Origin of the sequence: Herbaspirillum sp. GCM10030257, from assembly GCF_042666555.1 — a bacterium.
In the GTDB taxonomy this organism is placed as follows: domain Bacteria; phylum Pseudomonadota; class Gammaproteobacteria; order Burkholderiales; family Burkholderiaceae_D; genus Noviherbaspirillum.
In genome coordinates this window covers 128050-150127 of the sequence record NZ_JBHTDH010000006.1, presented here as the reverse complement: position 1 = coordinate 150127, position 22078 = coordinate 128050, and the positions used below count along the sequence as shown (strand labels likewise).

15 protein-coding genes are annotated in these 22078 nt (G+C 57.8%); 8 read left to right on the top strand and 7 right to left on the bottom strand.

The window, feature by feature from the left end:
• Positions 1-13: 13 nt before the first annotated feature.
• Positions 14-1042 (bottom strand): Bug family tripartite tricarboxylate transporter substrate binding protein, encoded by a 1029-nt coding sequence (locus ACFQUU_RS11445; RefSeq protein WP_382247130.1) that lies wholly within the window; start codon positions 1040-1042, stop codon positions 14-16.
• A gap of 103 nt (positions 1043-1145) precedes the next feature.
• Complete coding sequence (locus ACFQUU_RS11440) at positions 1146-4070, bottom strand: EAL domain-containing protein (RefSeq protein WP_382247127.1); 2925 nt, start codon at positions 4068-4070, stop codon at positions 1146-1148.
• 305 nt (positions 4071-4375) lie between these two features.
• Here ACFQUU_RS11440 and ACFQUU_RS11435 point away from each other — a divergent pair, with 305 nt between their 5' ends.
• On the top strand, positions 4376-6478 hold the full coding sequence (locus ACFQUU_RS11435) for an EAL domain-containing protein (protein ID WP_382247124.1): 2103 nt from the start codon (positions 4376-4378) through the stop codon (positions 6476-6478).
• Positions 6479-6482: 4 nt separating this feature from the next.
• Here ACFQUU_RS11435 and ACFQUU_RS11430 read toward each other — a convergent pair whose 3' ends face one another.
• The gene (locus ACFQUU_RS11430) at positions 6483-7115 is read right to left on the bottom strand and encodes an ANTAR domain-containing response regulator (protein WP_382247121.1); all 633 of its coding nucleotides are present in this window, start codon (positions 7113-7115) and stop codon (positions 6483-6485) included.
• 416 nt (positions 7116-7531) lie between these two features.
• On the opposite strand from ACFQUU_RS11430, the gene ACFQUU_RS11425 reads away from it, so the two are divergent.
• Positions 7532-8563, top strand: coding sequence for a GGDEF domain-containing protein (locus ACFQUU_RS11425; protein ID WP_382247118.1), 1032 nt, complete (start codon positions 7532-7534; stop codon positions 8561-8563).
• A 131-nt stretch (positions 8564-8694) separates the two neighbouring features.
• Here ACFQUU_RS11425 and ACFQUU_RS11420 read toward each other — a convergent pair whose 3' ends face one another.
• The gene (locus ACFQUU_RS11420; RefSeq protein WP_382247115.1) at positions 8695-9324 is read right to left on the bottom strand and encodes a LysE family translocator; all 630 of its coding nucleotides are present in this window, start codon (positions 9322-9324) and stop codon (positions 8695-8697) included.
• Positions 9321-10259 carry a drug/metabolite exporter YedA gene (gene yedA, locus ACFQUU_RS11415; protein WP_382247112.1) on the bottom strand — a complete coding sequence of 313 codons (939 nt, stop codon included), beginning with the start codon at positions 10257-10259 and terminating at the stop codon, positions 9321-9323. The genes ACFQUU_RS11420 and yedA overlap by 4 nt, the downstream gene beginning before the upstream one ends.
• 120 nt (positions 10260-10379) lie before the next feature.
• On the opposite strand from yedA, the gene ACFQUU_RS11410 reads away from it, so the two are divergent.
• From ACFQUU_RS11410 to ACFQUU_RS11400, 3 genes are all read left to right on the top strand, one after another.
• Positions 10380-10826 carry an Lrp/AsnC family transcriptional regulator gene (locus ACFQUU_RS11410; RefSeq protein ID WP_057288780.1) on the top strand — a complete coding sequence of 149 codons (447 nt, stop codon included), beginning with the start codon at positions 10380-10382 and terminating at the stop codon, positions 10824-10826.
• A gap of 45 nt (positions 10827-10871) precedes the next feature.
• Positions 10872-11807 carry a LysR substrate-binding domain-containing protein gene (locus ACFQUU_RS11405; RefSeq protein ID WP_382247107.1) on the top strand — a complete coding sequence of 312 codons (936 nt, stop codon included), beginning with the start codon at positions 10872-10874 and terminating at the stop codon, positions 11805-11807.
• 220 nt (positions 11808-12027) lie between these two features.
• Positions 12028-15588 carry an indolepyruvate ferredoxin oxidoreductase family protein gene (locus tag ACFQUU_RS11400; RefSeq protein WP_382247104.1) on the top strand — a complete coding sequence of 1187 codons (3561 nt, stop codon included), beginning with the start codon at positions 12028-12030 and terminating at the stop codon, positions 15586-15588.
• A gap of 106 nt (positions 15589-15694) precedes the next feature.
• Here the strand turns inward: ACFQUU_RS11400 and ACFQUU_RS11395 are convergent, their stop codons facing one another.
• Positions 15695-16381, bottom strand: coding sequence for a Crp/Fnr family transcriptional regulator (locus ACFQUU_RS11395; protein ID WP_382247101.1), 687 nt, complete (start codon positions 16379-16381; stop codon positions 15695-15697).
• A gap of 325 nt (positions 16382-16706) precedes the next feature.
• On the opposite strand from ACFQUU_RS11395, the gene rarD reads away from it, so the two are divergent.
• Positions 16707-17591: an EamA family transporter RarD gene (rarD, locus tag ACFQUU_RS11390; RefSeq protein ID WP_382247098.1), complete on the top strand. Its 885-nt coding sequence runs from the start codon at positions 16707-16709 to the stop codon at positions 17589-17591.
• Between the two features lie 35 nt (positions 17592-17626).
• On the opposite strand, the gene ACFQUU_RS11385 is transcribed toward rarD, so the two are convergent.
• The gene (locus ACFQUU_RS11385) at positions 17627-19504 is read right to left on the bottom strand and encodes a potassium transporter Kup (RefSeq protein WP_382247095.1); all 1878 of its coding nucleotides are present in this window, start codon (positions 19502-19504) and stop codon (positions 17627-17629) included.
• A gap of 273 nt (positions 19505-19777) precedes the next feature.
• On the opposite strand from ACFQUU_RS11385, the gene ettA reads away from it, so the two are divergent.
• Together ettA and ACFQUU_RS11375 are read left to right on the top strand one after the other, a co-directional pair.
• Positions 19778-21445: an energy-dependent translational throttle protein EttA gene (gene ettA, locus ACFQUU_RS11380; protein WP_382247093.1), complete on the top strand. Its 1668-nt coding sequence runs from the start codon at positions 19778-19780 to the stop codon at positions 21443-21445.
• Positions 21446-21827: 382 nt separating this feature from the next.
• Positions 21828-22043, top strand: coding sequence for a hypothetical protein (locus ACFQUU_RS11375; RefSeq protein ID WP_382247090.1), 216 nt, complete (start codon positions 21828-21830; stop codon positions 22041-22043).
• The last annotated feature ends 35 nt before the right edge of the window (positions 22044-22078 follow it).

The window sequence follows — 22078 nt, the reverse complement described above, 5'->3', positions numbered from 1 at the left end:
GTTTCGCCTCGTTTCAATCGACCTTGGCACCCGACCGCTTGACCACGCTTTCATAGCGGCGGTTTTCGCGGCGCACCAGGTCACCGAATTGTTTCGGTGTAGTTGGCGCAGGTTCGGCGGCCAGTTTCAGCATGCGTTCACGCACGGCGGGCGAACGCAGTGCCGCGGTAAATTCCTTGTTAAGTCTGTCGACAATGGCCGGCGGCGTGCCGGCGGGCGCAAAAATGCCGAACCAGGTGCTGATATCAAAATCCTTGAAGCCGGAAACGCCGCTCTCGGCGACGGTCGGCAAGTCGGGATAGGCCGATGCCCGGCGCAAGGTCGTCACGCCAATAGCCTTGATCCGTCCTTCCCGAATGCGTGGAGCGGCCGAACCGAGGTTGTCGAACATCACTTGCACATCCCCGCTCAACAGTGCGGTCTGCGCAGGTGCGGCGCCACGGTAGGGTATGTGCACCATGTAGACGCCGGCTGCCTGCTTGAACAGTTCCGCTGCCAGGTGGCCGCCGCTGCCATTGCCGCCGGAGGCAAAATTGACCTTGCCGGGATTGCGCTTCAGGTAGGCGATCAGGTCGCCTACGTTGCGGATACCGTTTTGCGCGGCAAAGTCGGCATTGAGCACCAGCACATTAGGCAGGTCGGCTACCAGCGTGACCGGCTGAAAATCCTTGAGCGGATCGAAGGGCATGCGTGGATACAGCCATGGATTGATCGCATGGGTCGACAAGGCGCCCATGCCGATCGTGTGCCCATCGGGCGCGGCCTTTGCCACCACGTCCATGCCGATGTTGCCACCGGCGCCCGACCGGTTTTCGACCACCACGTTGCCTAGGGAGGGACGGACGGCTTCGCCGAGAATGCGGGCAACCGCGTCGAGCGGACCACCCGGTGGAAAAGGAACGACAAAGGTAATCGGTTTGCCGGATGCCGGAAAATCCGAGGACTGCGCCGCGGCCCATGGAGCATGTGCAGCGAGGGCAAGGGCGGCAATGGAAAGGATACGGCGACGCGGGTTGGGCAATGCATTCCGCTTCGATGTCATGCGGGTCTCCTGGGCGAATCGGTTGAATAGATATGAGCGCCACAGTATAGCGAGCGCCCGCGCGAGGTGCTGAAGGAAAGCACGGAGGGAAACTACGTCGACGTCAATGCAGGTCGTTGGCCGTGAGTCCGTCATTCATTCCGGGAATACGGTTCACGCGTGCCCAGCTACCGTTGAGCATCAGTTCTTCGAATTCATGCGCCGGCAACGGCGGACTGAAGATGAAGCCCTGTGCGCCGGTACAGTCCCGCGCCTTCAGGTACGCAAGCTGTTCCGCGGTTTCGACGCCGCCCGCCACCACGCTGATGCCGAGGTTGTGCGCGAGGCTGATGATGGCCGAGGTAATCGCCGAGTCTTCGCGGCGATGCGGCACGTGTTGCACGAACGCCTTGTCGATCTTCAGCGCATCGATACCAAAATCCTTGAAGTCGATCAGCGCGGTTGCGCCAGTCCCGAAGTTGTCGATGGTGAGCCGGATGCCCAAGCCCCGCAGGAAGGACAGCTGCTCCTTGATTTCCGGATGCTGAGCAAGCATGGATTCCGGTACTTCCAGTTCCAGGCAAGCGGCTGGCAGGCCTTCTTCTTCCAGGATGAAAGGAATCATGGCAACGAACTTCGGATCATTGAACTGCCGGGCCGAACAGTTGACCGACAGGCGCAGCTCGCTCAAACCCTGCGCCTGCCAGCGCCGTACCTGGTGGCAAGCTTCACGCAGCGCCCATTGGCCAATCTCGACGATCAGGCCGCTCTGTTCGGCAATTTCCAGGAACTCTCCTGGCAGCACGGTTTCCAGCTCGGTGGCGTTCCAGCGCAATAGCGCTTCGACCGTGGAAATCTTCCAGCTGCTCAGTTCGACCAGCGGCTGATAGTAGAGCTCGAACTGGTGATTCTTCAATGCGCCGCGCAGCGCCGCCTCGCGGTCTTTCTTCCAGGTCTGTTCCGAATACAGGTCGGAGGTATAGAACTGAAAATTATGGCGCCCGGAATTTTTTGCACGGTACAGCGCCAGGTCGGCGCGCTTGAGCAATTCAACCGAATTCTTGCCGTCTTTCGGAAACACGCACAGGCCGATGCTGGTGCCGCTCAACACTTCCTGACCTTCAAGCTGGAATGGGCGTCCCAGTTCGAGCACCAGCTTGCGGGCCAGGGTCTCCGACGCGTCCGGTTGCGACACATCCATCTGGATGATGACGAATTCATCTCCACCCAGGCGGGCGATAAAGTCGGATTCCCGGATGGAGGAGCGAATGCGCAGCGCAACTTCCTTGAGCAGCAGGTCGCCGGTATGGTGGCCGAAAGTATCGTTGACGTATTTGAATCGGTCCAGGTCCAGCAGGAGAATGGCCAAAGGCACGCCGTTGCGCTGTGACAGGGACAGTGACTGGTGCAACTGATTACTGAAGTAGACCCGGTTCGGCAAGCCGGTCAGGCCGTCATGGTTGGCGAGGAAATGGGTCTGCTCTTCCGCTAGCCGCTGGGTGGTCTGGTCGCGCAGGATCTTGACGTAACCGCGCAGGCTGTCATCCGGATTCCATAACGGCGTCACGGCGCCGGTTGCCCAGAAGCGCTCGCCATCCTTGCGCTGGTGCCAGCGGTCGTCGTCGGACCGGCCGCTGCTTTTTGCCTCTTCCAGTTCACGCAATGGCATGCCGACGCTACGGTCTTCCCTGGTAAACAACATGTCCATTGAACGTCCGATCGCTTCGTCCGCGGCGTAACCGAAAATACGTTCAGCGCCCGAGTTCCAGCTGGCGATCAACCCTTGTGGATCGATCATCATGATCGCATGGTCGGTCGATGCTTCGACCAATAGCCGGAAGTCCTGCTGCGACTGCTTGAGCGCACGCTCCGTCTCGACTTGTTGGGTGATGTCGGCATTGGTTTCAAGATAGCGGTAAGGCTGGCCATTGTGGAACTCGAGTGCCCACTGGCTGAAGATGATCATTTCGCGGCCGTCCCTGGCAACATGGATGACCTCGCCTTCCCAGTAATGGTCGCGCTGGACGATTGCCCGGATTTCGTCAAGCGGTTGCGGAAACCGCGTACGCAGCAGGACATGGCTGACCTGGCCGAGCGCTTCCTCGCGCGGATACTGATAAAGTTTTTCGGCGCTGAGATTCCAGTAGGTGATGACGTCTTCGGTCGTGCGGGCGAGGATCGCATCCCGCGCAAGGTCCAGCAAACTCGCCTGCTTCTGCAACAGCCGCGACTGCTGCGCCATGGCTTCTTCGCGCCGGCGCAGTTCGGTAATGTCATGGAACACCACCACGCCACCAACCAGCGCTCCTTGGATATCCATCAACGGACGCGCATTGGCGTTGACCCATACGCCTTCGCCGTCACCCGCGTGGCGCACGTATGCCACCAGTCCATCGACATGTTCGCCGCGCAATGCGCGCGGAATCGGCCGCTCGTTATGGGGATAAGGCGTCAATCGGTCAGTCCGGTACAACTGGATGGCATCCAGTGACTGGCCTTCCGTCAGACCATTGCGATCAGGATCCAGCAAGCGCTGTCCGGCTGGATTGACCATGATGAGCCGTTCATCGAGATCGGCGACAACCACGGCGTCCGCCATGCTGTTGAGCACCGAGGTCGTGATATTGGCATGCTGGTGCAGGGATTCTTCCAGCGCCTTGCGTTGGGAGATATCACGTAGCGAAGCGAAGAACAGCTGAGTGCCCGGCATCTCCATCGGCGTAACAGTCAGCTCGACCGGGATTTCGCTGCCGTCCTTGCGGCGCGCCGGCATTTCAACATGGCGTCCCACAATACGTCCTGGCCCGCCATTCAGGTATTGCTTCAAACCTGCATCATGTGCGGCGGCAAATCGTTCCGGAACTATCGTATCGGTAAGGAGGCGCCCGACAACATCCTCCTTTGTCCAGCCAAAGGTTCTTTCGGCGCCGTCGCTCCATTCAACGATACGGCTATGATGGTCGATCGCGACGAACGCATCGAGAGCATTGTCGATAATCAGGCGATACAGTTCATCAGCCTGGCTTGCCTCTTGGAACAGAAGTTTCATTGAGATGATTGTGGTGGGCGCAACGCGCGTCTGGACGTTTTGATCAGACAGCAAGCCGGGTCATGGGTTTCTTTCCACAAGCAACATGGGTGAGAAAGCACAAGCACTTCCTGCCACCGACCCCAACGTATGACGCAACCGCGTGGGATTGATATGGCTCGCAGGAAACATGACTTGATCAAGACAAAACATTTTGCATTTCTACCATTTGTCGATGGATTTATTGACCAAAAAGCGAAACAACAGCTGCCTTTCCCGGTCTATCAGCTGAACTGAAGTCCCATCTTCGATTGGGAAACATGCTATTGGACGACCCGTTAAACGATCCTCATCTGCGCTTTCGCCATTTGGCTGAAGTGCTGGATCAGATGCCGGTTGGTGTGTCCATTGCGGAAGCACCCAGCGGTAAATTGCTCTTCAATAACGCCGAGGCGCTGCGCCTGCTGCGCCTGCCGTTACGCGCGATGTCTGGTTTTGACAGCCATACCGCTCATGGCGCAATCGTATTCGAAGGGCGTCCGGCCGATCCGCAGCAATCTCCGATCATTCGCGCCTTGCGCGGCGAACATGTCGGCCCGGAAGAAATCACCTATCTGCGCGGTGACGGCACGACCGTCTGTCTGCTGGTCAACGCCAGGCCGGTCCGCAATGCGAAGGGATCCATCGTTGAGGCAGTAGCCACATTTTCCGATGTGACCGACAAAAAGCTTGCCGAATTACGCCTGCAGGACGCGGAAACCAAACTGCAACTTGCGGTCGATATGGCGAGTCTGGGCTTTTGGGAATGGGACATCGCAAGCAACGATGCCTACTTTTCACCCCATTGGAAACGGCAGATCGGCTACCAGGATCACGAAATTACCAATCGCTATGACGAATGGCTGCGGCGAGTTCATCCGGAGGACTTGCCTATGACCCAGGAACGCATTCAGGACTTCCTGCAAAACCCGACACAGGATTATCAAATCGAATTTCGTTTCCGGCACCGGGATAAAAGCTATCGCTGGATCCAGGCTAAGGCAAGGCTGGTGCTCGACGAACATGGCCGGCCGCAGCGCATGATCGGTACCCACCTCGACATTACCGACCACAGGCAACGTGAAGAACAAGTGCGCCAGACGGTTCAGCATGACCGACTGACCGGCCTGCCAAACCGCGCATTGCTGCTGGAACTGGCGGACGGCTGGCTGTCGGCGGCGCAGCGTAGTGGCAAGCTGTTTGCGGTCTTGTTCATCGACCTCGATGAATTTAAACCGATCAACGACAGCTATGGGCATCACATCGGCGACCTGGTTCTCAAGGAGGTTGCGATGCGGCTCAAGATGTCATTTCGCTCCCAGGACATCATTGGCCGGCTGGGTGGCGACGAGTTCGTGGTGCTGGTAACCCAGCTCGACAATGCACTGGGTGCAGCGCATGCCGCACAGCATGCGGTTACGCAACTGAGCCTGCCTTACCGCATCCAGGATCTTGAATTGCGCACTTCACCCAGCATCGGCATCAGTCTTTTTCCCAGCCATGGGAAAGATATCGCTTCCCTGCTGCGCAATGCCGATACGGCAATGTATGAAGCCAAACAGCGCGGCAAGGCCAGCTACCGCTTTTATGCGGGCGGGGGCGATACGATCGTCGATCCGAGGCAGATCGAGCAGCGCCTGCGTACCGGCTTTGCGCATAACGAACTGCAGTTGTATTTTCAGCCCATCGTGGACATGCATACGCACCGGCTGATGGCCGTCGAAGCGCTGTTGCGCTGGCCTGGAACGGATGGCTCTTTTGTACCGCCGGACGTCTTCCTGCCGGTGGCCGAACAGAATGGCATGATGCGTGAAATCGGCGGCTGGGTGCTACGCGAAGCTTGTGCCCAGCACGGTCGCTGGCGACATGAAGGCTTGCGTGCCATCGATATCGGCATCAACCTGTCTGCGATGGAATTTCGTGAGGCCGGTCTGGCAAATGCCCTTGCCAGCAAAATGCCTCGGCTTGACATCGATCCAAGCCTGCTCTGGTTTGAAATCAGCGACCGTGCACTGACTGGCAATCTCGACTATGCGATCGGCGCACTGAACGAGCTGAAGGCGCTCGGCATGCGCATCACGCTCGATGATTTCGGTGCCGGCTATGCCAGCCTGGAGCAACTCAGCCGTCTGCCCATCGACCGCGTAAAGATTGACCGCTCGTTGATCGCGACGCTGCCGAACGATCGGGCAAGTATCGCGGTGACCGAAGCGGCAATTGCGTACGGTCATTCACTCGGCATCGAGGTCATCGCTGAGGGACTGGAGTCGGAACAGGTTCGCGGCTTTCTGGAGCAGCGCCACTGTTATCAGGCGCAAGGCTATTTCCTGGCACGGCCGATGCCGGGTGCCGAGTTCAGCGCCTGGTACCGTCAGGCCGGACTACATTAAAGGCTTACTTGCTGCGGGCATGTTCCAGAAATGCGCTCCTGAACGCGTTCAGCGTTTCCTCAGCCTTCAGCAATTCATCAGCGACTTCATTGATTTTGCGCCGGCGCGAACGGGCAAAATCCCGCAGTACCTCGAACGCGGTTTCCCGGTCCGTCTGGAAACGGGTCATCAGTAAACCGACGGCCATGCTGGTTTCACGGCCGGCTGCCAGCGCTGTTGTCAAATTGGCCTCAGTGCGGCGCAGGCGCTTGATATCTTCGGCACGGGCCAGCGCAGCTTCAACCGCCGGCACGATCTGGGTTGCCTCGACCGGCTTGACAAGATAACCGACCGCTCCATGGGCCGTGGCGTCCTTGACGATATCGATTTCACCATGCGCGGACAGAAACATGACCGGCGTCGTCGTCTCTTCCTGTAATCGGCGAGCCAGTTCGATGCCTGACATACCGGGCATCGTGATATCCAGCAGCGCGAGGTCCGGCGGATTTTCCAGGGCGAGCGACAAGGCTGTCTCGCCCGAGTCGGCCTGTGTCACATGATAGCCGGCGTGTGTCAGCACCGAGGCGACGAAAGCAAGAATGAGCGCATCGTCATCCACAATAAGAAGGTGGCGGCTGGCGGCAACTTGGGCGGGCATTGGCTGGGCACTCCTGACAAGACGGAAATCAATGGTCGGATGACCGCGTCCATTCTAGCGAAACGCTGGAAAGCATGACAAAGTACTTCTTCGCTTAACCCGCGCCGACAGGCTAAATAGATGCTTTTGCGCCTGTTACGACCGTTTTTACCCACATACCACAGTGTCCATGACATAAATGCGACAGGCGTCTACACTTTTGCAGATTCGGGATAGAATAGCCGCAAGGTCTTACCAAAAATAACTACAAGTTCGGACTGGTTGCCGTCCTGCAGTGCAGTACAGTCGCCGGTTCGGGTTATCGCCACCGCTTACAAGAATCCAGGATCATCCGCTTTCATGCTGAACCCATTCTGCGCACAAGGCCGGCTGCCCCTGGTTCGTTTCAGTCTCTTTAAAAACCCAGGATCTTGAACATGGAAGCCCTGCTCAAGCACCTGGTGGATATTACCTGTCAGCGCGATCATACTTTGCTCGACAGTTCCATCGTCTCAGCTCTCCACGAGCTGGTTGGTGCTTCCAGGGTGTTTGTGCATGAACTGTTCCGGTTCAGGGATGAGTTGTACATTAGACCCCGCGTCGGCATCAAGGATGGCAAAATCGCTTCGATGGAAGAGGCGCCAGACAATAATGGCGAGCCGATTACCCGCTATCCGGCCCTGGTCGAAAGCATCAAGCAGCGCAAGACCTGCATGGAAGACGTCAATGCCGCCGGCGATCGTACGCTTTGGCTGCCGGTCTGGCTGAACGATAAGGTCAGCACCTGCCTCGAGGTCACCAATCCGACGCCTTACAGCAGCCATACGCTGCATATGATGGAAGGTATACTGAGCGTCTACCGGAATTACCAGAACATCCTCGATTACAGTGAACGCGACTCGCTAACCGGCTTGCTCAACCGGAAAACCTTCGATGAAAAGTTTTCACGCCTTCTGACCTCCAGTTCGCCGGAAAGCGCGCTGCAGGAGCAGGATGAGCGCCGGCATCAGCCGGGTTCCGGCATCGGTCAATGGCTGGCGGTGGTCGACATCGATCATTTCAAACGGGTCAATGACCAGTTCGGCCATCTCTACGGCGACGAAGTGCTGATCCTGGTAGCCAATCTTCTGCGCCAGTCCTTCCGTTCGCAGGACCGCGTATTCCGGTTCGGCGGCGAGGAGTTTGTAGTGTTGCTGCGCTCCACCACACTGGAAGACGCCCGCAAGATTTTCGAGCGCTTCCGCACCAATGTCGAGCAGCATGACTTCCCACAGGTTGGAAAAGTCACTGTCAGCCTTGGCTTTGCCAGTATTTCCAATGAATCGCCGGTGGTCATCCTTGGCCACGCCGACCAGGCCCTGTACTACGCCAAGGCCAATGGCCGCAACCGCGTCTGCTACTACGACGAACTGGTCAAGAGCGGCGAACTGCATTCCGAAGTCTCGAACGATACCGTCGAGTTCTTCTGAGTCTTAGTTCTCTCGCTAACCTCAATCCATTCAGCCGACTCCTTGGTTTGCTATCGGCTAAAGAGTGCCTCGTTTATCCATCGGTTATATTGGAGGCGGGCAAAGCCCCATATCGACCTGTCCCGCGTGGTTCATGCCACCTTTTTCAAGGTTGCCATCATCGCGCCTGCGACCATCAGCAAGCCACCGGCCGCACGGTTACTGGTCTTCACAAAGCGCGCATTTGCGGTAAAGCGACGCGTCTTGCTGCCCAGCCAGGCATACAAGCTGTAGGCCATCGTATCCAGACCGATGCAGGTAATACCGAATATCAGTAATTGCGGCCCGACTGGGCGCGAGGGATCAATGAACTGCGGCAGCAGGGCGACGAAGTACAGCAAAGCCTTGGGGTTGGACAGTTCAACCACCATCGCCTGCCAGAAGGCACGCATACCGGTAGTCGCATGGGTGGCGTCGCTGCTCACGGTCAGCGCACTCGCTTTACTGCGGATTGCTGAGATACCGAGATAGAACAGGTAGGCAACGCCTATCCATTTAATCACCGAAAACAAGGTGCTGCTGGCAACGATCAATGCAGCCACACCGGTTGCCGACAAGGCAAAATAAATGGCATTGCCAAGCGCGATGCCGGCAATCGCCCAGTACGACCGCCGATAGCCGTTCGACATGCCTTGCGCGACCACCAGCAAGGCCGCCGGCCCCGGCGTCAGGCAAACCACCGCGGTGGTGACGACGAAAATCAGGAAGGTTTCCCAGCTCATGTTGCTCTCCTTGGTTTTAGTTGCGGGGTGAGATCGTCTCTTTGCTGCGCCGGCTTGTCCGTCGGTTTGGTGGCGGTGCGCGAGGTGGTCAGCAAAATCACGCTGCCAAGGATGATGGCCATGGCGACCATTTCACGTGGCCCGACCGTTTCACCGGCCAGTGCGACACCCAGCGCAACGGCAATCACCGGGTTCACATAGGCATAACTGGAGGCGAGTGCAGGAGACACCCGCGACAGCAGATACATATAGGCAGAAAAGGCCCCGAGCGATCCGGCGGTGACCAGATAGGTCCAGGCCCACCATGCCTGGAGTTCGATCGGCAAGGTGATACGCTCTCCCTGCAGCAGACCGGCGATGGTCAGCAACGCGCCGCCCAAAAGCATTTCACTGGCAAAGCCCATGGCACCGGGCGCCATGGCCAGCTTCTTTTGAGACAGCACCGAACCAAAGGTCCAGCTGCATACAGCGACCGATAATGCCATCACGCCGATCGGGCTGGCCGCCATTTCGCCCCCGCTTGCCAGCAGCATGGCTCCGCAAAAGCCGAGGACAATGCCAACCCAGTCACGGCGGCCCGGCCATTCGCCGAAAAGGCCGGACCACAGGGCAAACATCAGGGGTGCGCTGGCGATGAAGACCGCCGTTAATCCTGACGAAACGGTTTGCTGCGCGACTGCCGTGAAACCCATGCCGCCGCCAAGTAGCAATGTGCCGACGATTCCGGCGTCTCGCCATTGGCGGCCAGTCGGACTGGACGTGCCACGCAGCTTCAGTACGACAAACAAGAGTGCGCCGGCGACGAGAAAACGGCTTCCCATCAGCAAAAACGGAGGGAACGAAAATAAGGCAAAGTGAATTGCCAGGTAAGTCGAGCCCCAGACCAGATACACAGTCAGCAGGGCGAGCAAGGCAAGTCTGGGGAGGGTTCGCATTTTGTTATCCTTCTTTTTACGGATATCCAGTCTAGTGGTCAAAAAGCGCTGTTAAAATAGATAATCAAAGGCAAATTTCTGTTTTTTCCTTTTCTTTCATTGAAATTCTGAGAAATCGCCATGAAGTATGAATTTGATCTGATGGATGCGAAGATTCTCGAAATCCTACAAGGCGACGCCCGCATCACGCTGGCCGAAATCGGAAGGCGTATCCATATGAGCCAGCCAGCGGTAGCTGAGCGGGTGCGACGCATGGAAACTACCGGCGTGATCACTGGCTACCATGCGCGCGTCAATCCGGCCGCTTTGGGTTATGGCATTACCGCCTTCATTCGTGTGTCAAAGCGCAGCCATGAAACGCCTGTCGAAGTGGTAGCCGCCCAGGTGCCGCAGATTGTGGAATGCCATTCGATTACCGGCGACGACTGCAGCATCGTCAAAGTCGTAGCGAGCTCGGTAGGTGAACTGGAAAAGGTCATCGTCGAGCTGACTCGCTGCGGCGTAACGTCGACTTCGCTAATCCTGTCGTCTTTTATTGAGCGCAAACCGATCAGGCCGGCCGCCTGACGGACAAACGCGGCCGCTGCGGCAATCCCGGTTATCATCCCGCCCATGGAACTTCGTCAACTCCGCTACTTTGTTGCCATCGTCGATCACGGGTCGCTGTCGCGCGCCGCACGCGTGCTGCACATTGCGCAGCCGGCGTTGAGCCAGCAAATCCAGCAACTGGAAGAAGAGCTCGGCGCACAATTGCTGCATCGCAGCGCACAGGGCGTGCTATCAACTGATGCCGGCAAGACTTTTTACGAGCATGCGCAAGCGATCCTGAAACAGGTCGACGACGCCCGGTCGGCGGTTGCCCAGTCCGCCGACAAGCCATCCGGCACGGTGGCGCTGGGAATCCCGCAAAGCGTATCGAACGCGTTGGCGTTGCCGCTGCTGACGGCGGTGCGCCAGACCTATCCGGAAATTTCACTGCAGTTGACCGAGGAATTATCCGGCACACTGATTGACCAGCTCAAATCCGGTCGTATTAATCTCGCGGTGTTGTTCGATGATGGGCAACTCGGCTCGTTTGCAACAACGCCGCTGGTCGAAGAAGACATGATGTTCGTGACGCGTGCAGCGTCGCAGTTTGCACCAAAGACCGCATCGATTACCTTGGCCAAGGCGTTGCAGGTGCCGCTGATCCTGCCGGGACTGCAACACGGCGTGCGTCCGCGGATCGAGAACTGCGCCCGTACCGCTGGACTATCGGTGTCGAATGTCATCGACATCAATTCCGTCGCGATCCTGAAGTCGGCGCTGCTAGCCGACATCGGAGCGACGATCCTCCCTGTCGCTCCACTGCTGTCGGAAATCGAACGCGGTTTGCTTGTTGCGTATCCGATCAGCGACGCGCGGATGTCGCGTACCGTGGCGCTTTGCTACTCAAAAAACATTCCTCTGACCAACGGCGCTGCCGCAGTACGCCGTCTGGTGCTCGCTATTACTAGGAACCTGTGTGAAAGCGGCCAGTGGTCAAGCGCCGAGGCACTAGGTTCCTGAGCCGATCACCCGATGAGGTATAAGTTTAACTTATACCCCTATCCGCATTCCATATTTGCATCTGTTTGTCTCGCGCCCTACACTTTAGGTCATAGCAGATTCACACCAGAGTTTGCTGTATGGATCCGACAACGATCCGGCGACATTGGCATGAAGTCCGTCTTACCCGACAGCCTTAGTGCCAGGCGCTATCTGAAATCACCATTTTGGAGACAATGTAATGCAAGCCGATACAGCAGTGGCCACTGCTGGGCTGACAGACGCCGTATCCACCGGCGCTTCTGCTCTCGCCCCCGTCAAACTCGACGACAAATACACCTTAACTTCCGGCAAGATTTTTCTTTCGGGCATACAGGCGCTTGTGCGTTTGCCGCTGATGCAGCGTCAGCGCGACCTGGCGACTGGACTCAATACTGCCGGTTTCATTTCCGGCTATCGCGGCTCGCCTTTGGGCGGGCTCGATGAAACCCTGTGGAAGACGCAAAAGATCCTCGAGGAAAACCATGTCAAGTTTGTCCCCGGCGTCAATGAGGACTTGGCGGCGACCGCGGTCTGGGGTACGCAGCAAGTCGACCTGATCGGCCCGGCCAAATACGATGGCGTGTTTGCGATGTGGTACGGCAAGGGGCCGGGCGTGGACCGTTGCGGCGACGTCTTCAAGCACATGAACCATGCCGGCACGGCAAAGCATGGCGGCATCCTGCTGGTGGCCGGCGACGACCATGGCGCATACTCGTCGACACTGCCGCACCAGTCCGACCATATCTTTTCTGCCTGCATGATCCCGGTGCTGTATCCCTGCAACGTGCAGGAATATCTGGATCTCGGCTTGCATGCCTGGGCAATGTCCCGTTATTCCGGTTGCGCAGTCGGTTTCAAGGCGCTGGCCGATACGGTCGAGTCGACCGCTTCGGTCGACGCCGATCCCTTCCGCCTGCAGATCGCCTACCCGACTGATTTCGTGATGCCGGAGGGCGGGCTGAATGCACGGCTGTCGACCGATACCCTCGGCATCCAGGCGCGCAAGCAGGAAGCGCTGATGCAGGACTACAAGATCTATGCCGCGCTGGCCTATGCGCGCGCCAACAAGCTTAACCACACCACCATCGACAGTCCGAACGCACGGCTGGGCATCATCGCCTCGGGCAAGTCTTACCTCGATGTGCTGGAAGCAATGGAAGAACTCGGCATCGATGAAAAAATGGCCGCCGACATCGGTATCCGCCTGTTCAAGGTATCGATGCCCTGGCCGCTGGAGCCGGACGGCGTGCGCGAATTTGCGCAAGGGCTCGATGAAATCCTGGTGGTCGAAGAAAAACGCCAGATCGTCGAATACCAGCTCAAGGAACAACTTTACAACTGGCGTGATGACGTCCGCCCACGCGTGATCGGCAAGTTCGACGAAAAAGGTGAATGGGTGCATCCGCGCGGCGACTGGCTGCTGACCTCGAAAGCCGACTTTTCGGTCGCGCAGATCGCGCGCGTGATCGCGCAGCGCATCGCCCGCTTTCATACCAGCGACCTGATCAAGGCCCGCCTGACTTTCCTTGAAGCCAAGGACAAGGTGCTGACCAAAGCGGTGAATACGCCGCCACGCCCGGCCTATTACTGCTCCGGCTGCCCGCACAATACGTCGACCAAAGTTCCGGAAGGCAGTTTTGCGCTGGCCGGCATCGGTTGCCATGTGATGGCCACCGCGATCTACCCGGAATTCAACAAGCTGACTACGCACATGGGCGGTGAAGGCGCACCATGGATAGGCCAGGCGGCATTTTCCAAGGTACCGCACGTATTCCAGAACCTGGGCGACGGCACCTATTTCCACTCCGGTTACCTGGCCATCCGTGCAGCGGTTGCGGCCAAGGTCAACATGACCTACAAGATCCTGTACAACGACGCGGTTGCGATGACCGGCGGTCAGCCGGTGGATGGCACGGTTTCGGTGCCGATGATCGCGCAGCAGATGGCGGCCGAAGGTGTGCAACGCATCGCCCTGGTCACGGAGGACCTCGCCCGCTACGAAGACCGCTCGTCGTTGCCGGCCAATGTGAGCCTGCATGACCGCAAGGACATGGATGCGGTACAGCGTGAATTGCGTGAAGTACCAGGTGTTTCGGTTCTGATTTACGACCAGACCTGTGCTGCTGAAAAACGCCGTCGCCGCAAAAAAGGCGAATACCCCGATCCCAACAAGCGACTGTTCATCAATGCCGCGGTGTGTGAAGGCTGCGGCGATTGCGGCGTGCAATCGAACTGCACGTCGATCATGCCGCTGGAGACGGAATTCGGACGCAAGCGCACCATCGATCAATCATCCTGCAACAAGGACTATTCCTGCGTCAAAGGTTTTTGCCCCAGCTTTGTCACGGTCGAAGGCGGCACGCTGAAAAAATCGAAAACCGGCACCGCGAAACAGGATGACTTCGGGGTCCTGCCCGATCCGGCATTACCGAGCTGCGACGCGCCGTACAATATCCTGCTCAACGGCATTGGCGGCACCGGCGTGATCACCATCGGCGCCTTGCTCGGCATGGCTGCGCACCTTGAAGGAAAAGGTGTGTCGGTGCTGGACATGACAGGCATGTCCCAGAAGAACGGTTCGGTCACCTCGCACATCCGTATTGCGCGCACGCCGGGCTCGATCCGTGCGCAGCGCATCGCGACCGGCGAGGCCGACCTGGTGCTTGGCTGTGACATGCTGACCGCCGGTGCGGCGGACGCCATTGCCAAGATGCGCGCCGGCCGCACACGTGCCGTCGTCAATACCCATCAGCAACCGACCGGGCATTTTGCCAAGAGCCCGGACTGGCAGTTCCCGTTCGATGAAGTACAGGCGCTGATCAATGAATCGGTCGCCAACCGCGCCGATTACATTGATGCGACACGGCTGGCGACAGCGTTGATGGGCGACGCGATTGCGACCAACCTGTTCATGCTCGGCTTTGCTTACCAGAAAGGTGCACTGCCGGTCTCCGAAGCGGCATTGCTGCGGGCAATCGAGCTGAACGGTGTGGCAGTCGAGTCAAACAAGAAAAGCTTCCTGTGGGGACGGCGCGCCGCGGTTGATCTTGCACGCGTCGAACGCATTGCGGTGCCGGCTCAGACCGTTACCGTGCAAATGCCGGAAAGCCTCAATACCCTGATCAAGCGGCGTGTCGCATTCCTGACCGATTATCAGGATGCCGCCTATGCGGCGCAGTACGAGCAACTGGTCAACACGGTGCGCAATGCCGAAGCTGCATTGGGCCAGGGTGACAAGCTGGCGCGGGCGGTGGCCAAGTCTTATTTCAAGTTGATGGCGTACAAGGATGAATATGAAGTCGCGCGTCTGTACACCGACGGCCAGTTCGTCGAATCGCTAAAGAAGCAGTTCGACGGTGACTTCTCGCTTAAATTCAACCTGGCGCCGCCATTGCTCGCCAAAAAGGATGCCAAAGGCCATCTGGTCAAAGCGCAGTATGGTTCCTGGGTATGGCAAGGTTTCCGCGTATTGGCGAAATTGAAGAAGCTTCGCGGCACCAAGCTCGATGTGTTCGGCTATACCGCCGAGCGCAAGATGGAGCGGCAATTGATCGTCGAGTACCGCGACATGATCCTGTCACTGCTCGACACACTGAGCGCCGACCAGCTTCCACTCGCTATCGAGATTGCCGGTCTGCCGGAAAAAATACGCGGCTTCGGGCATGTGAAGGAGTCAGCGGTGCAGCAATATCAAACTCAGCGTAAGGCCTTGATGGAGAACTATGCGGCTGTGCAGAAGGGCTTACCGCATGCGGCCTGACGTCCGGTAACGTCAGGGTGGTCGCGTGCAAAGCCAGCACGCGACCATGCCGGTCTCCGCCCAGGTCCGACTAATAGACCGCCTGCGATTGACCTTGTTCGAATCCTTATCCCTGGAACGTGCGCAATCCATCGAGATCGAGTACGGTAATGGCACCGTATTCGGCACGTACCAGTCCCGCATCCTCAAGCACGCGAATGGCGCCGTTGACGCGCTGTCGTGATGCGCCACACAAGTAACCGATCTCTTCCTGAGAAATTTTCAGCTGATGGCTGATACCCGGATTGAGGTGCGGATTGAACAGCGCGGCGAGACACCGTGCGAGGCGCGCGTTGGTGTCAAGCATGCGATCATACTCAACCAGTGAAATGAACAGGCTGAGACGCTCGTTGAGCAGCGTCATGACGAAGCGGTTGAAACCGATGCTGTTATCGAGCAGATGAAGGAAGGTCGCACGCGGTATCTCGGCTATCCGGGTATCGCGCAAGGCGACCACATCGTATTGCCTCGGCCCGCTCTTGAGCAGCGAGCCCTCGCCAAACCAGGCGCCGGTCAGAACCCCGGTAAAAGTAATCGACTTGCCTTCCGGCGAAACACTACTCATCTTCAGCAAACCATCGATGGTGCCGATCCAGCACTCAACGTTGTCGCCCTTGCGACAGACATAGCTGCCCGAAGGGACGAAACGCTCTACAGCATCCTGTTCGACCTGCGCCATCTGCGTAGCGGTGAGCGAATGCGCCCATGCGGTCTGGCGAATCATGTTGATGAGCGTGATGGGGGTGGATGTCATGAAGTCGTAAGGTGATGAATTGATATCAGTCGATATCGGTTGATATCGTTCGTTGTCGTTTGGTGATGGCTGATATCGCCGGGACGCGGACCTGATGAAACTGATCATAACCGCAGGCGCAATGCGTGCCAAGCATCGCGGTACGCGAATGTCGTTGTCTTATCTTGCGTATGACGTGTTACCCAACGCAGGGCGCAGTCACGCGGCATGATGATTGCTGACATAATGTACGCGCTCGCGGGCATCCCGCTTCCGTGGCATTGCCACACGCTGCATCGGCCTGCATTGGTAATCGGTGCGGCATACTCCTACGACCGAACCCTTTATGAACATTGGCATGCTCTACGCCGCCACGGCTTATGCGCTGTGGGGCATCTTTCCCCTGTATTTCAAGTCGCTGCAGGAAGTCCCGCCGCTGGAAATTCTTCTGCATCGCATGGTGTGGTCGCTGGCCTTCGTCGTGGTGGTGCTGGCCTGGCGTCGCCACTGGGGATGGCTGCGGGGTGTCATGCGTCAGCCCAAAGTGCTGGCAGGTTTCGCGGCCAGTGCGGTGCTGTTATCGAGCAACTGGTTTATCTACATCTGGGCGGTCAACAACGGCAACGTGGTTGAGGCCAGCCTTGGCTATTTCATCAATCCCCTGTTCAACGTGCTGCTGGGATCGCTGCTATTGCGCGAACGCTTGCGCGTGGTGCAGTGGATGGCCGTCGCGCTGGCTGCCTGCGGTGTTGCCTGGCTGACCTGGCATGGCGGGCATTTACCATGGATTGCGTTGCTGCTGGCCGCAACGTTTGCGTTTTACGGTTTGCTACGTAAGACCGCATCGCTAGGTGCGCTGGAAGGCCTTGCACTGGAAACGTTGTTGCTGTTCCCGGTAGCGTTTATCTATCTGGCCGTGTTGGCGAGCCAGGGCCATAACAGCTTCATCACAGCGTCGACCAGTACGCAACTGCTGCTGGCTGCGGCCGGTCCGATTACAGCGATTCCACTGCTGCTGTTTGCGGCCGGAGCGCGACGTATTCCGCTATCGCTGCTCGGACTGCTGCAATATATCGGGCCGACGATCCAGTTGCTGCTCGGGGTATGGCTTTACCATGAGCCGTTTGGCGGGGCGCGCCTCGCCGGGTTCGCGTTGATCTGGGGTGCACTGGCGGTGTACTCGCTGGAGGGGCTGTGGCAGGCGTGGAGCCGCAAGGCATCCAGCGCATGACGTCAACGTGCGCCGGAAACCGGCGCACGTTGACGTCAAATCATGATCTGCGTACCCAGTTCAATCACGCGGTTCGACGGTACCTGGTAGTAGTCGGCGGCTCCACGCGCATTGCGAGACATGCCGACAAACAGGTGCTCGCGCCACGGTGCCATCCCGGCGCCAGGTCCCTTGATTACGGTCTGGCGGGCGATGAAATAGGAGGTCTCCAGGGATTCAAATGTCAGCCCAAATTCGGCGGCAGCTTCCAGCGCTTGTGGAATGTTGGGTTCGTCCTTGAAGCCGTAATGCACGTTAAGCTGATAGCAGTCATGACCTAAGGCGTACACACGCACGCGCTCGGCCAGCGGTACCCATGGGACTTCATGAATCTTCACGGTCAGGAAAATAACCCTTTCGTGCAGCACCTTGTTATGCGCCAGGTTGTGCAGCATCGCGTGCGGCACACCATCGGTTTCACCGCGCAGATAGATGGCGGTGCCAGGAACACGTATCGGCGGCGCAATGAATAGCGACTCAAGGAAGGCGTCGAGCGGAATCGCGTGTTTTTGCAGGTTATCGAACACGAGTTCGCGGCCACGCTTCCAGGTCAGCATGATCGTAAACAGGATGATGCCGAGCAGTAGCGGGAACCAGCCGCCATGCAGAATTTTCAATGCATTGGAAGAAAACAGTGCGACGTCGATGATCAGGAAAAAACCCGTGGCAAAGAAGCACAGCAACAGGTTGTAGTGCCAACGGTAGCGAATCACGAAAAAAGTCAGCACTGTAGTAACCAGCATGGTGGCGGTGACGGCGATACCGTACGCGGCGGCCAGATTGCTTGACGAGCCGAAACCGATCACCGCAAGCACCACGACGGCAAGTTGTAGCCAGTTCACCATGGGCAGGTAGATTTGCCCCATTTCGGTCGCCGACGTATGCTCGACGCGCATGCGTGGCAGAAAACCCAGTGCGATCGCCTGCTTGGTCATCGAAAACGTACCGGAAATCGTGGCTTGCGACGCGATCACGGTTGCTACGGTTGACAAGGCCACCAGCGGATAAATGCTCCAGGGTCCAAGCTGCTGGAAGAAGGGATTGTCGACCGCCTCAGGGCGGTGAATCAGGAGTGCACCCTGGCCCAGGTAGTTCAGGGCCAGGCCGGGAAAAGCAACGAGGAACCATGCCATGCGTATAGGCTTGGGACCGAAATGCCCCATGTCGGCATAGAGCGCTTCCGCACCGGTGAACGCCAGCACGACGGCCCCCAGCGCGATAAAGGCGACCAGTCCGTTCTGGACCATGAATTTCAGCGCATACAGGGGATTGAGCGCGGCGAGGATGTCGGGAGCTTCAATGATATTGACAATGCCCATGGCTGCCAGTGTCGCAAACCAGACCACCATGATGGGCCCGAACCATTTGCCAATGCCGGCGGTGCCACGTGCCTGCACCGAATAAAGACCAACTAGTACGATTACCGTCAACGGTACGACGTAAGGTTCCAGTCCGGGTGCTGCGACTTCCAGTCCTTCTATGGCCGACAGAACCGAAATCGCCGGTGTGATAATGCTGTCGCCGTAAAACAGGGTGGCGCCGAATAAACCCATGACCATCAGCGGAAAATAAAATCTTCCTGAGCGACTGACCGACGACAAGGCCAGCGCCATCAGGGCCATGATTCCGCCTTCACCGCGATTGTTGGCGCGCAGAACCAGCGTGACGTACTTGAGCGAAACGATGACGGTGAGCCCCCAGAAGATGAGGGACACGATACCCATGATATTGTCGGGTGTCAGCGGAAGACCATGCTCCTTGGAAAAGACTTCTTTCATGGTGTACAGCGGGCTGGTGCCGATGTCGCCATAAACAATGCCGATTGCCGCCAGCGTAAGGGGGACAAGACCGGACTTGTGATGGGAATGTGCCACGTGTGGTGATAGGTTGTTATGGTGCATTGCACAATAGGAGGTGCACGACGGAATTGCAAGTAATTTTTGACATACCTGCAAGCATACGTACATATATCATCGCGACTGAGAACGCGCTGCCGCCCTGGTCGCTAAACACAAAATTCTCGAATAAAGCTTTGCCTCAGCTTGCCAATCCGGTTTTCCCCCCTCAGGGCGCGCCTTCGTAAGGCATGATCGGGTATGCTTGCATTCTTCCTCATTTAGGACGATTACTCGATCTCTGATATTCCTATGGCTCAATACGTCTATACCATGAACCGCGTGGGCAAAATTGTCCCGCCCAAGCGCCAGATTCTTAAGGATATTTCGCTTTCTTTCTTTCCGGGCGCCAAGATTGGCGTGCTTGGCCTGAACGGCTCGGGCAAATCCACGCTGCTCAAGATCATGGCAGGTATCGATAAGGAAATCGAAGGCGAAGCGATCCCGATGCCGGGACTGAACATCGGTTACCTGCCGCAGGAACCGCAGCTCGACCCGGAACAGACCGTGCGCCAGGCCGTCGAATCGGCGCTGGGCGAAGTCTTCGAGGCACAGGCCAAGCTGGACGCGGTGTACGCCGCGTATGCGGAGCCGGATGCCGACTTCGACGCACTGGCCGCCGAGCAGGCCCGGCTGGAAGCCATCATTGCCGCCAGCGACGGCAACAACGTCAACGTGCAACTCGAAATGGCCGCCGATGCGCTGCGCCTGCCGCCTTGGGATGCCAAGATCGGCGTGCTATCCGGTGGTGAAAAACGCCGGGTCGCACTATGCCGCCTGCTGCTGTCCAAGCCGGACATGCTGCTGCTGGATGAGCCGACCAACCATCTCGATGCGGAATCGGTGGACTGGCTCGAACAATTCCTGCAGCGCTTCCCGGGTACCGTCGTCGGCATTACCCACGACCGTTACTTCCTCGACAATGCGGCCGAATGGATTCTCGAACTCGATCGCGGCCACGGCATTCCCTGGAAAGGCAATTACAGTTCCTGGCTGGAGCAGAAGGAAGCTCGCCTGAAGCAGGAGGAAGCGACCGAGTCCGCACGCCAGAAAACCATTGCCAAGGAACTGGAATGGGTGCGCCAGAATCCGAAGGGCCGTCAGGCCAAGAGCAAGGCGCGTCTGGCTCGCTTCAACGAATTGTCCGAACACGAATACCAGAAACGCAACGAAACCCAGGAAATTTTCATTCCGGTTGCGGAGCGCCTTGGTAATGAAGTCATCGAATTCAAGAATGTCAGCAAGGCCTTTGGCGATCGCTTGCTGATCGACAACCTCAGCTTCAAGGTTCCGCCTGGCGCCATCGTCGGCATCATCGGCCCGAACGGTGCTGGTAAATCGACATTGTTCAAGATGATCGCCGGCATAGAGCAACCGGACGGCGGCGAAGTGGTGATCGGACCGACAGTCAGGCTGTCGCTGGTCGAGCAATCGCGCGAACAACTCGAAAACAAGAAGACGGTATTTGAAGACGTCTCGAACGGCGCCGACATCCTGACCGTTGGACGATTCGAAATGCCATCGCGCGCCTATCTCGGTCGCTTCAACTTCAAGGGCGGCGATCAGCAAAAGATCGTGGGCAACCTGTCCGGCGGCGAACGCGGACGCCTGCACCTGGCGAAGACGCTGCTGATGGGCGGCAATGTGCTGCTACTTGACGAACCGTCCAATGACCTCGACGTCGAAACCCTGCGTGCACTCGAAGATGCGCTACTCGAGTTTGCCGGTAGCGTGATGGTGATCTCGCACGATCGCTGGTTCCTCGACCGCATCGCCACGCATATTCTGTCCTTTGAAGGCGATTCACAGGTTGTGTTCTTTGACGGTAATTACCAGGAATACGAAGCCGACAAGAAAAAACGTCTGGGTGAGGAAGGCGCGAAGCCGAAGCGTGTTCGCTACAAGCCGGTTACTCGCTGATCCGGAGAAAGCGCCAATGCGCTGCTATCAGCCCTGAAAATCGCCCCGTCAGCCGGGGCGATTTTTATTGGAATGCTCAGGCTGCCTGGCGATCGAGTTGCGCGTTAAAAGAGGTTTTCCAGGCGATGACCTGCGTCGCGCGGCGATGGCACGTTTTTCCCTCAGCACACACATTTTCCCCAAGCTCAATAAGGGCTGAATCCACTTTCTTGATCAGACAAGCCTGAACTCAACGTCAATCTGCTACCTGCTTGAGCGGTCTCAAACCTTAGTGCGCCGCACCATAAGCCCTCCGACATGCGTCCTATAGTACAGCACCGCGTTTGCCACCATATTGGAGACGCGCCTGACTCAACGCAATAACAAACAAGGTAGGTGCAATATGAAACAACTTTCCATCATGACCATCGTCGCTTTTCTTGCCGGTTGTTCGGGCATGGGAATGCATCAAGGAAGCAGGATGTCCAGCGGTACCAGCATGATGAGCGGCGATGGCCGCATGCACAGTAGCATGATGGGTGGCGCCGGCTCATCCGACCGACAATGGACAGGCAACAACCGGCATGACTCCGCCTCCGACCCGTACTTCGGCGGCTAACTTCAGACAAAGCAGCATCGGCCGATGGAAAGCGT

Bases quoted from the DNA above. Each gene is read 5' to 3' on its own strand.
- ACFQUU_RS11445 (WP_382247130.1), bottom strand. From the start codon at position 1,042: ATGACATCGAAGCGGAATGCATTGCCCAACCCGCGTCGCCGTATCCTT.
- ACFQUU_RS11440 (WP_382247127.1), bottom strand. From the start codon at position 4,070: ATGAAACTTCTGTTCCAAGAGGCAAGCCAGGCTGATGAACTGTATCGC.
- ACFQUU_RS11430 (WP_382247121.1), bottom strand. From the start codon at position 7,115: ATGCCCGCCCAAGTTGCCGCCAGCCGCCACCTTCTTATTGTGGATGAC.
- ACFQUU_RS11425 (WP_382247118.1), top strand. From the start codon at position 7,532: ATGGAAGCCCTGCTCAAGCACCTGGTGGATATTACCTGTCAGCGCGAT.
- ACFQUU_RS11420 (WP_382247115.1), bottom strand. From the start codon at position 9,324: ATGAGCTGGGAAACCTTCCTGATTTTCGTCGTCACCACCGCGGTGGTT.
- yedA (WP_382247112.1), bottom strand. From the start codon at position 10,259: ATGCGAACCCTCCCCAGACTTGCCTTGCTCGCCCTGCTGACTGTGTAT.
- ACFQUU_RS11410 (WP_057288780.1), top strand. From the start codon at position 10,380: ATGAAGTATGAATTTGATCTGATGGATGCGAAGATTCTCGAAATCCTA.
- ACFQUU_RS11405 (WP_382247107.1), top strand. From the start codon at position 10,872: ATGGAACTTCGTCAACTCCGCTACTTTGTTGCCATCGTCGATCACGGG.
- ACFQUU_RS11400 (WP_382247104.1), top strand. From the start codon at position 12,028: ATGCAAGCCGATACAGCAGTGGCCACTGCTGGGCTGACAGACGCCGTA.
- ACFQUU_RS11395 (WP_382247101.1), bottom strand. From the start codon at position 16,381: ATGACATCCACCCCCATCACGCTCATCAACATGATTCGCCAGACCGCA.
- rarD (WP_382247098.1), top strand. From the start codon at position 16,707: ATGAACATTGGCATGCTCTACGCCGCCACGGCTTATGCGCTGTGGGGC.
- ettA (WP_382247093.1), top strand. From the start codon at position 19,778: ATGGCTCAATACGTCTATACCATGAACCGCGTGGGCAAAATTGTCCCG.
- ACFQUU_RS11375 (WP_382247090.1), top strand. From the start codon at position 21,828: ATGAAACAACTTTCCATCATGACCATCGTCGCTTTTCTTGCCGGTTGT.